At 63.6% G+C, this 13,687-nt stretch carries 15 protein-coding genes; 4 read left to right on the forward strand and 11 right to left on the reverse strand.

The annotated features are described in order from the left end of the window. On the reverse strand, positions 1–483 hold the full coding sequence (locus ACIGGF_RS22255; RefSeq protein WP_397523335.1) for a DUF456 domain-containing protein: 483 nt from the start codon (positions 481–483) through the stop codon (positions 1–3). Positions 484–507: 24 nt separating this feature from the next. Further along, a complete protein-coding gene (purT, locus tag ACIGGF_RS22260; protein WP_397523336.1) occupies positions 508–1,713 on the reverse strand; it encodes a formate-dependent phosphoribosylglycinamide formyltransferase in 1,206 nt (401 codons plus the stop codon). Positions 1,714–1,801: 88 nt separating this feature from the next. Between purT and ACIGGF_RS22265 the strand changes: the two genes are divergently transcribed. Next, entirely contained in the window at positions 1,802–2,878 is a 1,077-nt protein-coding gene (locus ACIGGF_RS22265; protein WP_397523337.1) for a CaiB/BaiF CoA transferase family protein, read from the forward strand. 102 nt (positions 2,879–2,980) lie between these two features. On the opposite strand, the gene ACIGGF_RS22270 is transcribed toward ACIGGF_RS22265, so the two are convergent. Further along, positions 2,981–4,462 (reverse strand): PLP-dependent aminotransferase family protein, encoded by a 1,482-nt coding sequence (locus ACIGGF_RS22270; RefSeq protein WP_397523338.1) that lies wholly within the window; start codon positions 4,460–4,462, stop codon positions 2,981–2,983. A 91-nt stretch (positions 4,463–4,553) separates the two neighbouring features. Here ACIGGF_RS22270 and ACIGGF_RS22275 point away from each other — a divergent pair, with 91 nt between their 5' ends. Further along, positions 4,554–5,078 carry a methylated-DNA--[protein]-cysteine S-methyltransferase gene (locus ACIGGF_RS22275; protein WP_397523339.1) on the forward strand — a complete coding sequence of 175 codons (525 nt, stop codon included), beginning with the start codon at positions 4,554–4,556 and terminating at the stop codon, positions 5,076–5,078. A gap of 65 nt (positions 5,079–5,143) precedes the next feature. On the opposite strand, the gene ACIGGF_RS22280 is transcribed toward ACIGGF_RS22275, so the two are convergent. The 8 genes from ACIGGF_RS22280 to ACIGGF_RS22315 all read right to left on the reverse strand — a co-directional run bounded on the left by ACIGGF_RS22280 (position 5,144) and on the right by ACIGGF_RS22315 (position 11,915). Next, positions 5,144–5,584 carry an LGFP repeat-containing protein gene (locus ACIGGF_RS22280; RefSeq protein ID WP_397523340.1) on the reverse strand — a complete coding sequence of 147 codons (441 nt, stop codon included), beginning with the start codon at positions 5,582–5,584 and terminating at the stop codon, positions 5,144–5,146. An 89-nt stretch (positions 5,585–5,673) separates the two neighbouring features. Further along, positions 5,674–7,329 carry a signal peptidase I gene (locus tag ACIGGF_RS22285; RefSeq protein WP_397523341.1) on the reverse strand — a complete coding sequence of 552 codons (1,656 nt, stop codon included), beginning with the start codon at positions 7,327–7,329 and terminating at the stop codon, positions 5,674–5,676. 3 nt (positions 7,330–7,332) lie between these two features. Then, on the reverse strand, positions 7,333–7,941 hold the full coding sequence (locus ACIGGF_RS22290; RefSeq protein ID WP_397523342.1) for a SipW-dependent-type signal peptide-containing protein: 609 nt from the start codon (positions 7,939–7,941) through the stop codon (positions 7,333–7,335). Then, positions 7,941–8,450 carry a hypothetical protein gene (locus ACIGGF_RS22295; RefSeq protein WP_397523343.1) on the reverse strand — a complete coding sequence of 170 codons (510 nt, stop codon included), beginning with the start codon at positions 8,448–8,450 and terminating at the stop codon, positions 7,941–7,943. The genes ACIGGF_RS22290 and ACIGGF_RS22295 overlap by 1 nt, the downstream gene beginning before the upstream one ends. Then, the gene (locus tag ACIGGF_RS22300; protein WP_397523344.1) at positions 8,447–9,046 is read right to left on the reverse strand and encodes a signal peptidase I; all 600 of its coding nucleotides are present in this window, start codon (positions 9,044–9,046) and stop codon (positions 8,447–8,449) included. The genes ACIGGF_RS22295 and ACIGGF_RS22300 overlap by 4 nt, the downstream gene beginning before the upstream one ends. After that, positions 9,043–9,549, reverse strand: a complete 507-nt coding sequence (locus ACIGGF_RS22305) for a hypothetical protein (RefSeq protein ID WP_397523345.1) — start codon at positions 9,547–9,549, stop codon at positions 9,043–9,045. Before ACIGGF_RS22305 ends, ACIGGF_RS22300 begins: the two co-directional genes overlap by 4 nt. A gap of 60 nt (positions 9,550–9,609) precedes the next feature. Further along, positions 9,610–10,209, reverse strand: a complete 600-nt coding sequence (locus ACIGGF_RS22310; RefSeq protein WP_397523346.1) for an alternate-type signal peptide domain-containing protein — start codon at positions 10,207–10,209, stop codon at positions 9,610–9,612. 416 nt (positions 10,210–10,625) lie between these two features. Beyond that, positions 10,626–11,915 carry an adenylosuccinate synthase gene (locus ACIGGF_RS22315; RefSeq protein ID WP_032380192.1) on the reverse strand — a complete coding sequence of 430 codons (1,290 nt, stop codon included), beginning with the start codon at positions 11,913–11,915 and terminating at the stop codon, positions 10,626–10,628. A gap of 163 nt (positions 11,916–12,078) precedes the next feature. On the opposite strand from ACIGGF_RS22315, the gene ACIGGF_RS22320 reads away from it, so the two are divergent. Both ACIGGF_RS22320 and ACIGGF_RS22325 read left to right on the forward strand, forming a co-directional pair. Then, on the forward strand, positions 12,079–12,783 hold the full coding sequence (locus ACIGGF_RS22320) for a hypothetical protein (RefSeq protein ID WP_397523347.1): 705 nt from the start codon (positions 12,079–12,081) through the stop codon (positions 12,781–12,783). Between the two features lie 16 nt (positions 12,784–12,799). Further along, positions 12,800–13,573, forward strand: a complete 774-nt coding sequence (locus ACIGGF_RS22325) for a site-2 protease family protein (RefSeq protein WP_397523348.1) — start codon at positions 12,800–12,802, stop codon at positions 13,571–13,573. The last annotated feature ends 114 nt before the right edge of the window (positions 13,574–13,687 follow it).

A 13,687-nucleotide genomic window follows, 5' to 3' on the forward strand; every position in this document is an offset into this window, starting at 1 on the left:
CTAGAGGAGTACTGCCCCGCCGAGCCACACCGCTGAGGCGAGGAGGGCACCGAACAGTTCCACCAGAATCGACAAACCCGCGGCCTTGGTGGCGTGCACGGTCGACTTCCAGGCCTCGGAATGGTTGCCGTGCCTGGGGACTTCGGCCACATAGACGCCCGCGATGAAACCGATGAACAGCCCGACGACGGGGATGACGAAAAATCCGACGATGCCGAGCAGGCCGCCGATCATCAGTGACCGCATCGGCACGCCGGCCTCCCGCATCCGTCGGCCCGGCCACGTGTATTTCACGACGCCGCTGAGCACCAGCAATATCGTCGCGATCGCGAACACGGTCCACGCGGCTGCTCCGCCGGTGACCCACGCCCACACCGCAACTGCTGCAAAGATCAAGATGGTGCCGGGCAGAATCGGTACGACGATGCCGATCAGGCCGACCAGAATCACCAGGCCGACCAGGACTTCTCCGATAGCGCTCATGAGCTCAGTGTGCCCTGCATCGGGTCAGACGACGGGACGAACCTTGCCTGCTGCCGCGCGGGCCCTGCTCCGCGCAGTGTCGATGTCCGACGCGGTCGATACCGCAACACCCATCCGCCGCCGAACGAAACTCGTCGGCTTTCCGAACAGACGCAGGTCGGTTTCGGGAACTGCCAACGCATCGGCGACGCCTTCGAACGAAATTCCGTCTGCATCGACACCGCCGTAGATGACTGCCGACGCTCCCGGCGAGAGCAGGGTCGTGTCGATCGGCAGACCGAGCACGGCACGGGAATGCAGCTCGAACTCCGAGAATCGTTGCGTGCGAAGCGTTACCAGGCCGGTGTCGTGCGGCCGGGGGCTGACCTCGGAGAAGTACACGGCATCGCCCTGCACGAACAGCTCGACCCCGAACAGCCCACGACCACCGAGCGCCGTCGTGATTCTTTCGGCAACGTCGCGCGCACCGGCGAGGGCCGCGTCGGACATCGGTTGTGGCTGCCAGGATTCGATGTAGTCACCCGATTCCTGCAGGTGGCCGATCGGCTCGCAGAAGTAGGTGCCGTCGCTGGCCCGCACGGTGAGAAGTGTTATTTCGTAATCGAAGTCGACGAATCCCTCGACGATGACGCGGCCGAGGTCGACGCGACCGCCCTTCAAGGCATAGTCCCACGCCGCCTCGACGTCTTCTTCGGTGCGCACGACGGACTGCCCCTTGCCCGACGACGACATGACCGGCTTGATGACCGCCGGAAAACCGATGGTGGACAGGGCTTGTCGAACATCGTCCAGCGAATCGGCGAACGCGTACGGCGAGGTGGGCAGCCCCAGCTCCTCCGCTGCCAAGCGTCGGATACCCTCGCGGTTCATCGTCAACTGCGTCGCGCGAGCCGTCGGAATCACCACCGTCCGACCACGTTGTTCCACCTCGGCGAGGGCATCGGTGGCAATGGCCTCGATCTCCGGGACCACGAAATCCGGCTGCTGCGAATCGATCAGCGCCAGAAGTTCTTCCGCGTCGCTCATATCGATGGTGAACGCGTGATGCGCCACTTGGTGGCCTGGGGCATTGTCGTAGCGATCCACGGCGATCACCTCGACGCCGAGACGTTGGAACGCGATGATCACCTCTTTGCCCAGCTCACCTGCGCCGAGCAACATCACCCGGGTGGCCCCGGGGGTCAGCGGAGTACCGATACGGGCGGGATCTGGGGCAGTCACAGCCCTCATTATCCACACCCCAATTGGTTGGACGACCTAGTACAAGTTAGTCTCCATTCACATTCGCAGCTGACTAGTCGGAACGAGGCAAATAACCGTGTCGAACACTGGTGGACCGCTGACAGGGCTCCGAGTAGTCGAACTCGCAGGCATCGGCCCCGGCCCGCACGCGGCGCTACTGCTGGCCGACCTCGGCGCAGACGTCGTCCGCGTCCAGCGCGCCGGGCAGATCTCTCCCCACGATCACCAGCTGCGCAGCCGCACGATCGTCGAGGCGAACCTCAAGGATCCCGCCGACATCGAGAAGGTTCACGGCCTCATCGAGCGCGCCGACGTGCTGATCGAGGGATTCCGCCCCGGCGTGACCGAACGACTCGGACTCGGCCCCGACGACGCCCTCGCCCGCAACCCGCGCCTGGTCTACGGCCGCATGACCGGTTGGGGCCAGGAAGGCCCCTGGGCGCAGACCGCAGGCCACGACATCAACTACATCTCCGTCACCGGGGTGCTGAACGCAATCGGCCGCGAGGGCGAGCGGCCGGTGCCGCCACTGAACATGGTCGGTGATTTCGGCGGCGGCTCGATGTTCCTCGTCTTCGGCATCATGGCGGCGCTCTACGAGCGCCAGAGCTCCGGGCAGGGACAGGTGGTCGACGCGGCCATGGTCGACGGCACCGCTGCACTGTCGCACATGATCTGGGCGTGGCGTGGCGTCGGCGCATGGAGCGACGACCGCGGCACCAACCTCCTCGATACCGGCGCACCGTTCTACGACACGTACGAGACCTCCGACGGCCGCTACATGGCAGTCGGCTCGCTCGAGCCGCAGTTCTATGCCCAGCTCCTCACCGGCCTCGGCCTCTCCGATGCAGACATCCCGTCGCAAATGGACAAGTCCAGGTGGCCCGAACTGCGCGAGAAGTTCACCGAGACTTTCCTGTCCAAGACCCGCGACGAGTGGGCCGCGATCTTCGACGGCACCGACGCCTGCGTATCGCCGGTCCTCACCTTCGCCGAGGCTCCGAACCACTCACACATGAAGGATCGCGACTCGCTCATCGACATCGGCGGCGTCACGCAACACCGTCCGGCACCGCGCTTCTCCCGCACCGAGAACGGGGTCCCGACGCCACCGCCGGCCGCCGCTACCGACATCGGGTCGGTCTGGGTTTAACTGCCGCACAACTGGGTCATTCCGCAGGCTCCACTCCTGCCGCCGAACTCGAAGTTATGGACGCATCTCGGCTGATTTCCGTCCATAACTTCGAGTTCGCGGTCAGAAGACCAGGGCCGGCTGCTCTGCTTCGGCACCCGGGGCGAGGGCTCGATACGCCGCAGCCGTTGCCGCAACAGCGGCCCGAAGTTGTTGCGGCTCACGGGTGTACGGCAGCCTGATGTAGCGCTCGAACGCACCCTCGACGCCGAACCGTGGACCCGCCGCCAGCACAGCGCCGAAGGCTGGAGCCGTGGCTGCCAGCGCACTCGATACCGGCGCGGGCAGCTGAAGCCACAACGACATGCCACCTTCCGAACGGCGGTACCGCCAATCCGGAACATGTTCGGCCAGAGCATCTTCGAGAACGTCTCGGCGCTCACGCAGTTGCGATCGACGCAGATCGAGCGCGGGTTCGGCGTCCTGAAGCAAGAACGACGACGCCAGCTGATCCATGATCGACGTACCCAGGTCGTGAGCTGCCCGCGACCCCGCAAGCTGCGAGACCAACGACGGGTGTGCCCTGATCCACCCGATCCGTAGGCCGCCCCAGAACGACTTGGACGCCGATCCGATCGTGACGATGTCGGAGCCCGAGACCCGCCCGAACGATGCGACGGGGGGCGGCGGAGGTGCGTCGAGCCACAAGTCCACCATGGTCTCGTCGACGATGAGCGTCATCCGGGTGCCGCGAGTGATGCGCGCGAGTTCGGCCCGGCCTTCGGCGCTGAGCACCTGCCCGGTGGGGTTGTGAAAATCCGGAATGAGGTACGCGACCTTGGCAGCCGTTTGCCGTGCGGCACTGCGTATTCCGTCGAGATCCCAATCACCGTCGGCCGGACGTACCGGCACCGGCACGGGACGGGCACCCACGCGCCTGATGGCTTCGAGTGCGTTGGGATACGTGGGGTGATCGATGAGCACGCGATCGCCGGGAGAGGTCAATGTACCCAGCAGCAGCCGGACTGCTTGCTGCGCACCGGACGTCACCATTATTTGATCGGCCGTCGTCGGCAGACCACGTTCCACGAAGCGTTGCGCGATTGCCTCCCTGAGCACCGCCAATCCGATGGGCTCCATGCCGTGCGTCGGCAGATACATCGGAAGTGCTTGCAGCGCAGACTCGTACGCGGCCGTCATGGTGCCGTCCGCGGCCGACATCGCCGCGTGGGACATGTCCACCACCGGACCCGTCGGCGACGTCGATTGAATGAGCAACCCGTTGGGCGTGGGGGCGGCAGGCAACGCGACCGTACTGCGGGAGCCCTGCTTACTGATCAGATAGCCCTCGTCACGCAGCACCGAGTACGAGGAGGTGATCGTCGTGCGGCTCAGGTCCAGGGCGGCTGACAGATCACGTTCACTGGGCAGGCCGACTCCGAGCGGGATTCGCCCGTCGTGAATGAGCAGGCGAACACCGTCCGCCAACGCTCGATACGTGGGGCGCGAGGCTTTGCGCTTGCCGGATCCATCCGAGGACGCGTCGCCGCGCCAGCTGCCGAGATCGCGGGCCAGTGACGTTGCATTGAGGACTCTGGAGGCCATGATTCCCAGTATTCGCCTACTGGTATCGAACTTTCAAGTCCATTCGGAGTTCGACTGGACTGCTTGCAGGCTCCGGGTTAATACTGGACCGATGCCGGGCCGCACACTCTTCGACACCGCCATCGGACGCTGCGGTATCGCGTGGACCGACGATGGTGTGGTCGCGGTCGCGCTGCCGGAGCCGTCGGACGAGGCGATGATCGATTACCTCGCCGGCTTCGCTGCGACGGAAGGATCGGTCGACGCACTCGCCGCCGATGCGATCGACCGGATCGTGGCCCTACTGGAGGGGCGGACCGTTGACATGAGGTCCATTCCGCTGGTTCTCGACGTATCGGTGTTCGACGCCTCCGTGTACACGCTGTGCAGTGAGATTCCCCGGGGTTCGACGCTGACGTACGGCGAGATCGCACGCCGACTCGGCCATCCCGGCGCGGCGCAAGCAGTGGGCGGGGCACTCGGCCGCAATCCCGTGCCGATCATCGTTCCCTGCCACCGTGTACTGGGCGCGGGTACCGAAGTCGGCGGGTTCTCGGCACCGGGCGGAGCGAATACCAAGCAGAGAATTCTCGGTATCGAAGGAGTGTCAGGATTCGACGAGCCGACTTTGTTTTGAGCGATGAAGTTTATTTCCGACCGCTCGACTGAATAAATGCACTGAAACGGGGCGGGGATCAGTTTTCAGGCAGATATCTCGAAGGACGGCATCGATCCGTCGACCGACGAAACCAATACGGCCTCCGGTCCGAGGCTGACGTCCGATTCTTCCGATCGACCGCCGATGGTGAACGCTCCCACTTCCGGCAACCATCCGATAGCTCCACGCTGAAAGAGGTTGTACCGACCGGATCCAGTGGGTGTGGGGCGCTCGTTGCTAATCGGATAGCCAAGTGCGTTATAGGGTCCCCCGTGCCCGAGGTACCACTCGAGGATCGGCCCGTGCACTTCGTGCGCGCCGCCTTCGGGCAGGGCGAACACGGTGGCGTGCGTGAATTCGAGCATTCCTCCGCCCTCGGGGCCGAGCATGAATTCCCCGGTCTGCGCGCCGATCCACGGGTGTTCGTAAGCGAAGCGATCGAATTGGTAGCTGAAAACTTCCAGTCCACTGTAATTCTCAGTCATCGCCCGACCTTCCGTCGCTTTATCTGACGACAATTATCCATAACCTCGAGCAGATGCGCAGTTCGATTCGGACATATATGTACGAATCGCTAGTTCAACAGCGCCAGAATGTCCGCTGGAATCTGGTCGGTTGCCGTCGGATCGACCACTGTCCGCGACCACGAGCCGCCGGCACCGTCGAGACGAACGAGCTGATCCGGTCGGAGCAACCACAACTGCTCCCCCGACCAGTTGACGCCGTAGCCGTATGCCTCACTGGACGTGGCGGGGGCGCTGTACTGGACTGCTCCGGTGGCGTCGACGATCTGCAGTGTCGGTGCGCCGTCGATGTCGACTACCTGGGCAGTCGACGCTCCCGACGGCGAGGTCGCGGGGCCGGACAGAACCGCGGGAGCCGGCGGGGTGGTCGTTGTGGTCTCTTCAGGTGGCGGTGCGACGGCCGGAGCCGCGGCAGGTGTGTCGGTGGTGGTCGATGGTGTCGTGGTGGTCGGCGGGAGGACTGTGGTCGTGGGCGCAACGGGTGCGTTGGATTGGGTGGTAGTCGGTACCGGCTGGGTAGTAGTCGGTACCGGCTGGGTGGTAGTCGGTACTGGCTCGGTGGTGCTCGTCGGTGGCGGAACAAGTGCCTGAGGGGCGCTGCGGGCCGCCGACCCCGCGGTCGTACTAGCCGTTCCTACAGGGCTGCAGCGAGCACTGGGCAAGACCACATTAATAATCCCAGGATTGAGTGCTATGTCTCTCTGGGGCCCCTCCGCGGATACGCGAGTGCCCGACACAGTCTGAATTGTGTATGTGTAAGTACCATTCAGTGCGCCGAGGGCGATAAGCCCACCATTCGAGATGGTTACTGACAACTGACCCGCAGCCACCGGAACCGTCGCCAAAATGGTGCTCGACCCCTTCAACCTCATTACGTACTGATAGGTGTATCCGGTTCCAGCTGTCGGCCAACTCAGGACACTCCGCGTGAGCCCAGAGTTAGCGCAGGCGAGAGAGGTAGGTGGGAGCAGCGGCGGTGCTGTGGTGATCGTCCCGCTGACCGCCGTCGCCGTATCCTGCCCTGCTGCAAGGGTTGTCGGAGTGTTCGAGGCACTGATGCCCACTGCCGAGATGGCCGCCAATGCGAGCACGACACCGAGTCTGGAGGCGCCGTGCTTCGGCGCGCTATGCCGCCCACTGGGCGGTTCCTGCAGTCGATCTTCTTCGTCGGACTGTGCAGGGGATTCCGCAGACCTGCGAAAACCGAAGGCGGTCATCAGAAGTGCGCCCACGGCGATACCCCCGATGAACACAGCGACGGGACCGCTGAGCCAGGTGACCGCGTAGCCCAGTTTCCCGACGCTGAAGAACACTCGATCGGCCTCGGACACCACGTAGCTCTCGGCGTCGGGCTCGGCGTTGGCGTCACCCTGCAGGAACAACTGCACGCTGTCGGTTCCTACCGCGCCGATTTGCACGACGCGGTGGGTGATTCCCGTACCCGAAGCGTTCGTCACCTTCACGACGTCGCCGACCGCGATCTCCGCCGCCGGAGTCGACTTGCTCAGCGCCAGCGCGCCGGTGTCGATCGCCGGGGCCATGGACCCGGAACGGAAGATCAAGGGGGTGATTCCGAAGAACACGGCAGCCAGCGCGAACAGCACGCAGAAGAGCCCGGCGACAGCACCGACCGTCAAAGCGATCTCGCGAAGCAGACGCGGGCGAGATCGCACGTGGGTGGTGGAGGCGGCGTGGGTATTGGACATGATCTACGTCGAAGTCGCGGTGATGGTGTAAGTGACCTTGCCGGACAGAGCAGGGCTCGGCTGAGCCCCGGCTGTCATCGTCACGCTGATACAGAGCTGATCAGATTGGTTCAAGGCAAGAGGTCGATTCAAAGCCGGGAACGGCTTCGAGGTTCCCAAGCCGGTGACTGTGCTGACGGCCGCACCGGAGCACGCATTGCCGGTCGGTACACCGGTGTGCACCGAGGAACTCAGCCTGTTCCCAAGGTCAGCGTTATTGGCTACTACGGAAATTGTGTATGCGTTGGCTACGGAACCGGACGCGTTGGACACTAGGAGTCCGGCCGCGACGGTATCGCCGGGGAAGATTGCGGGATTGGCCAGAGTGGTCGAGAACGCGACTGGATCGTTGTCGACCCCTGGGGCATCACCCAACTTGATGTCCAGCTTGCCTGTGGTGAACACTCCAGACGTCGCGGTCGCCGTATCCGACCATGCTGCAAGGGTCCCCACGGCACCGAGGCCGAGGACGATGCCGATCGACATGACGGCCCGAGCCCGAGCGCTGATCAGAGCGAGGCCAATTCGGTGAACAACCGACTTCGCACCGACCGAGTCTTTGTGACGCGACATCACCGCTGCGCCCCTTCCATATCCATCCGTGCACCCGACAGCTCCGGGCACACGTCGCTCTTACTGTTGTCCCACTGAAGAATCAGATCAATTTGTGCTGTGGAGGTGCGGGTGTCGTTGCCGGCTGATTCGGACATCGCGACTACCACGTCGATTTGTTTCTTCTCCCCGGCGGGGACGCTGGTCAGTGCGCATGACTCGGTCACGGCGTCACCGATCGAGACATCGAGGGCGCGAACGAATGCCGGATTGTCACTGTCGAGAGACACCCACAACCGCCCGTCGGTCTCGGTGTCGTTGAATACATAGAACTGCGAACTGCGAGAGTCTTGCGGAACCCACCGAATGTCGTTGTCGAATAACGGGCTTGTGAAATCGGTATCCCACCGCTCGCCGTCGGCGCTGTACTTGATCGTCTGAGCCGCTTGCGTTGGACCAGCACCCATCAGCAGAACAACCGAACTCCCCGCGAAAGCTGCGGTGCAGGCGACGAACATGCTGTGCTTCACCGCGCCCGCTCCTTCCGGCTCCGGTGACGATCCATACCGGCCCCGACGAACATCACCAGCGCGTAGCCGAACAGACCTATGACGATGACCGCGACCGTGATCTTGCGCTGCTCGCCGTTGAGCCAATTGTTGACGTAGCCCATGTACGGAACCGAGTACCAGACCTCACCGCGTATCTGACCCACCTGCACCGGGTTCTCGTCGTCAGCGCCGTTGTTGTCGCCCCGCGTGATGAATGTCTGCTCGCCGCGGCCGCTCTGCCGAGTGGCGACGATACGGTGCGTCACCACTTCGGGCTCACCCGAACGTATTTGGTAGGTAATCGGCGTTCCGACAGCGAGTTCGTTCGGCTCGACGGGCCGCACGACGATCAAACTGCCGGGCGGATACGTCGGCTCCATCGACTGAGTCAGGACGGTATACGGAGTGGAACCGGTGACACGCGGAACGACGACGGTGGCCAGAAGAATCAAAACCATCACCGCAAGAAGGGTGTACGAGCCTATGCGGCTGACCCACCACCACACTCCGGTGTGCTCCTCCTCGTCCTCGCGCGGAGGGACGACCGGGATGACGTCGGTGTCGTCGGTGGTCATGCCTGATCCGCTCGGAAGGAGAACGTCACCGTCGAGGAGACGCTCTGAGGTGGTGCGTCGGACGTAGTGAGGCGAAAGCACCACACCTCGCTCGCGCTGGGTGCCAGAGGTCTTGCGGCAGGAGCGACCGGCACCTGAGCACCCGCGGCGTTGCCATTGAAGAGAACTGTCGCGCCCGTGGGTGCGCCGGATAGGGGGCATGCTCCGGCGTTCGCGACAGTGCTCGCAGTCAAAGTAAACGGCAGCGAGCCATTCACCGTTGTGCCCTGCAGCCGAAAAGCGAAGGGAGTGGTTCCGTTGTTGCGAATCAGCAGTGGTGCCTGCGCGAAACCGTTGGGCGTGAGGCCGGTGTTACCGAGCCCCGGAATGACGAAGTTCGGAACCTCGGCCGAACCCTCGGGGCCGAGTTTGATGTCCAAGGTGCCTGAGGTGATGGTTCCGCCACCAAGGACTTCTTCGTCGCGCCACAGCGCGCCCGTCACCTGTGCCGAGCCGAAGCTCACCACAAGGACGGACGCAGCTGCCAGCGCCCAGTATCGACCGTGCTTCAAAGGAACCAGGACTCAGGGGCGGATCTGCGTGAGATCGAGCGTGAACTCCGACAGATCGATGCTCTGGTCTTGCGCCTCGGTGCCGGTCTGGCCCGCCAATTCACCCGTGTTGCGGTCGAATGTGAATCGAACCTCGACGCTGATGATTTGGTCAGCGGGTGCGCTCGTCGTCCGCGTGATCACGGCAGTTCCAGCGCCATCCGTAGGCAGAGGGTTGTCGGCAGCGTCGGTGGCGGCAACTGATGTAGTGATGGCGGCGAGCAATTCGGCCGAGTCCGGTGATTCGACGTCGACGACATTGCTGATGTCAGCTGTCAGATTCGCGGTCAGGTTTTCACCCTCGGCCTCGACCAAGAAGTCAGCCGTATATGCGACCGTGTCACCCGGCACGATGCGGAACGTGTTGATATCGATGTCCACGGGCGTGACGTCGTAAGAGACGTCTTGCCAATTCACAGAGTCCTCGTCGAGAATGAGGCGAAGGTCTCCGGAGGTGATCGTTCCACCGCCGAGCGTCTCGCTGTCGTTCCACAGAGCCAGCGATCCCATGCCGCCGAGCAGCAATACCGCCGCCGCTCCCGCCGCTACTGCACCCTTGGTTGCCTTGTTCATTGACGTTCTGCTTTCTTCGTAGGCCTTCGAGAACAGGCCGGGTGAGGGGGGTGACCCGGTCGGGTCGTCGGCCATCCGAAGAAGGCCTCCGCAACAGGTGCGATGCTCATTGTTTCGCCATGTTCACCTGGTCCGTTACCCAAGTAGCAGTAAAAGTCCTAGGGTCTTTTTGACCGAATCAAGCAAACTTTGCGTTTACACATCAAAGCTCGCTGTAAAGCATCCTCGAGCGCGAAGTACGAGACAGTCTTGGCGGTTCTCACCGGTCAGACGCCATCCAACAGCGACTACGACCGCCTTCGGCACACTTCGCCTACCCGAACCGCTGTTTCGGCCGAATCGCACGAAGCCCCTCGCACCGAGCACGAGAAAGCCCCGAGGCAACATGCCTCGGGGCTTCGTCTCGATCGAAATACTTACCGCAGAATGTCCCGACGAACGATGGTTTCGTCCCGGCCCGGTCCGACGCCGATGCACGACATGTACGCACCCGACAGCTCCTCGAGACGCAGGACGTAGTTCTGCGCGTTGATCGGCAGTTCCTCGAAGGTGCGGGCACCGGAGATGTCCTCCCACCAACCGGGCATCTCTTCGTAGATGGGCTTCGCGTGATGGAAACCGGTCTGGGTCATGGGCATTTCGTCGTGCCGAACGCCGTCTACGTCGTAGGCGACGCAGATCGGCACGGTGTCCAAGCTGGACAGCACGTCGAGCTTGGTCAGGAAGTAGTCGGTGATGCCGTTGACGCGAGTGGCGTATCGCGCGATGACCGCGTCGAACCAGCCCGTACGTCGTGCACGACCGGTGGTGACGCCCACCTCGCCGCCCTGCTTGGCCAGGTACTCGCCGTGATTGTCGAACAGCTCCGTCGGGAACGGACCCGAGCCGACGCGCGTCGTATAAGCCTTGAGGATGCCGAGCACGGTCCCGATCTTGTTGGGGCCGATGCCGGAACCGACGGACGCGCCGCCTGCGGTCGGGTTCGAGGACGTGACGTAGGGGTATGTGCCGTGATCGACGTCGAGCAGCGTGCCCTGCGATCCCTCGAGCAGAATGGTCTCACCGCGCTCCAGAGCCAGGTTCAACTGCAACCGGGTGTCGGTGATGCGGTGCTTGAAGCCCTCGGCCTGCTCGAGTACCTCGTCGACCACCTGCTGTGAATCCAGCGCCCGTCGGTTGTAGATCTTCGAGAGCACCTGGTTCTTGAATTCCAGTGCGGCCTCGACCTTTTGGGTGAGGATCTTCTCGTCGAGCACATCGGCCGCGCGGACTCCGACGCGGGCGATCTTGTCCTGGTAGCACGGCCCGATCCCGCGTCCGGTGGTGCCGATCTTCTTGGCACCGAGGAAGCGCTCGGTCACCTTGTCGATGGCCACGTGGTACGGCATGATCAGGTGCGCATCGGCGCTGAGCAGCAGGTTCGAGGTATCGACGTCACGCTTCTCGAGGCCGTCGAGCTCGGTCAGCAGCACACCCGGATCGACGACGACGCCGTTGCCGATGACGTTCTTCACGCCCGGTGTGAGGATTCCCGACGGGATCAGGTGCAGCGCGAACTTGTCGCCGTTCGGAAGCACGACGGTGTGCCCGGCGTTGTTGCCGCCCTGGTAACGAACCACCCACTGGAGTCGTTCGCCGAACAGGTCGGTGGCTTTGCCTTTGCCCTCGTCGCCCCACTGGGCGCCGATCAGGACTATCGCCGGCATGTGCTCTCCTACGTTGCTTTCGTGCGAGGACGTGCTGCAGATTTACTCGGACGAACGCAGCAGTCACCATTTGTCGCAGGCGCGACAGTGGCCGGGAGAACAGTCTAGCCGAGCCGGTGAGCTGGCCCGCATGCCGCTACGGTGGAGCCGAAACGAGGGCACTATGGTCGTGACGAGTTTCGACCGAAGACCGAGGAGCGCCGTGACACCGTTCGTTCTGCACTGCGGAAGTCCGCTGTTGCCGATCGCGCTGACCGACGTCCCGCTGCGCAGCGCCGATGCCGTACCGAGCGACGACGATTGCAACGGCCTCTTCTCCGACATCGACTCCGCTCCCGCACCCCGCATCATCGTCCTGGGCGACGACGCATCCCTGGCCGCAGTTCTGACCCGCTTGATGCGTACCGACCGTCTCCACATCGAAGTCGCATTCGTACCGGAGACGGCGACCAACGCAGCTCACATCTACAAGCTCGGGACCGGATCACGCGCCGCCAAAGTGGCACTCACCGGCACCGCGTCGAGCACACCTCTGATCCGCGACGACGCGGGTAAAGCCGTCGTCGGCCGAGCGCTCCTCGGGGGTGCGGACGGCGCGGAACTCGAGGGCGAGGCCTACGTCGACGACACTCGACTGTTCTCCGGCGTCGTCCCCGGTGTCGAGGTCTCCCCCACCCCGGACATGCCGGGCCTGCGCGCGCGAGTGATCGGCCGTCGACGTCTACTGCCCCGCCGTTGGGTGAGCGGGCGGGCGATGCAACTCGGGACCCCTGCCGCGCAACTGATGCGCGACGGCATCGCCGGCGACAGAACAGTTAAGAGATCCACGTTCTACCGCCACAACCAGGAGTGGTTGCTGGTCCGATGAGCGTCCAGCTGGTTCCATGAGCGTCCCGCTGCGACGTAGTCCCGTCCTGCCGAGCCCGGTGTTCGTTGCCGTTCTCGCCGTAGCCGGAGCAGGCGGAGCCCTCGCCTGGCAAGCCGAGGACGTCACCTCCTTCACCGCCCGCCTCGGAGTATTCGTTCTGGTGCTTGCCGGCTGGATCGCCTCGGTGTGCCTGCACGAATTCGGTCACGCGTTCACCGCATTCCGCGCCGGAGATCGCGAAGTCGAACTCCGCGGCTACCTGACGCTCAACCCGCTGAAGTACACCCATCCGCTGCTGTCGATCGTCTTGCCGGTGATGTTCATCGCGATCGGCGGAATCGGATTGCCGGGCGGAGCGGTCTATCTGCGCACCGGCCAGTTCTCGGCCTCGACACAGCGGCGTATCGCACTGGCCGGCCCCTTCGCCAATGCTGTTGTCGCCGTAGCACTTCTGGTGGTCATCAGAGCTTTCGGCACCGACGGCAACCACCCCGCATTCTGGTACGGGCTCAGTTTCCTGGCGTTCCTGCAGATCATGGCCACCATCCTCAACCTGATTCCGGTGCCCGGACTCGACGGATACGCCGCACTCGAGCCCTCACTGTCACCCGCAACGAGGGCATCGCTGAACCAGTTCAAGCCGTACGGCTTGCTCGTACTCGTGGCGCTGCTGTTCGTCCCCGCCGTCAACTCCGCATTCTTCGGCGCGATCTACACCTTGTTCGGATTGTCCGGGGTTCCCGAGTTCTTCGCCGGCAACGGCAATTACCTGATGCGATTCTGGATCTGACAGGGCCAGCGGGAAAGACTGCACGATATCGATCGCAATCGACGGGATCCCGTCTCCTCCGACAAGTTGTGTGCAGAATTTCCCAACCCTGTCGGTGCCGGATCGCATACTTTC

Origin of the sequence: Rhodococcus sp. NPDC078407 (genome assembly GCF_044542515.1) — a bacterium.
Taxonomy (GTDB): Bacteria; Actinomycetota; Actinomycetes; order Mycobacteriales; family Mycobacteriaceae; genus Rhodococcoides.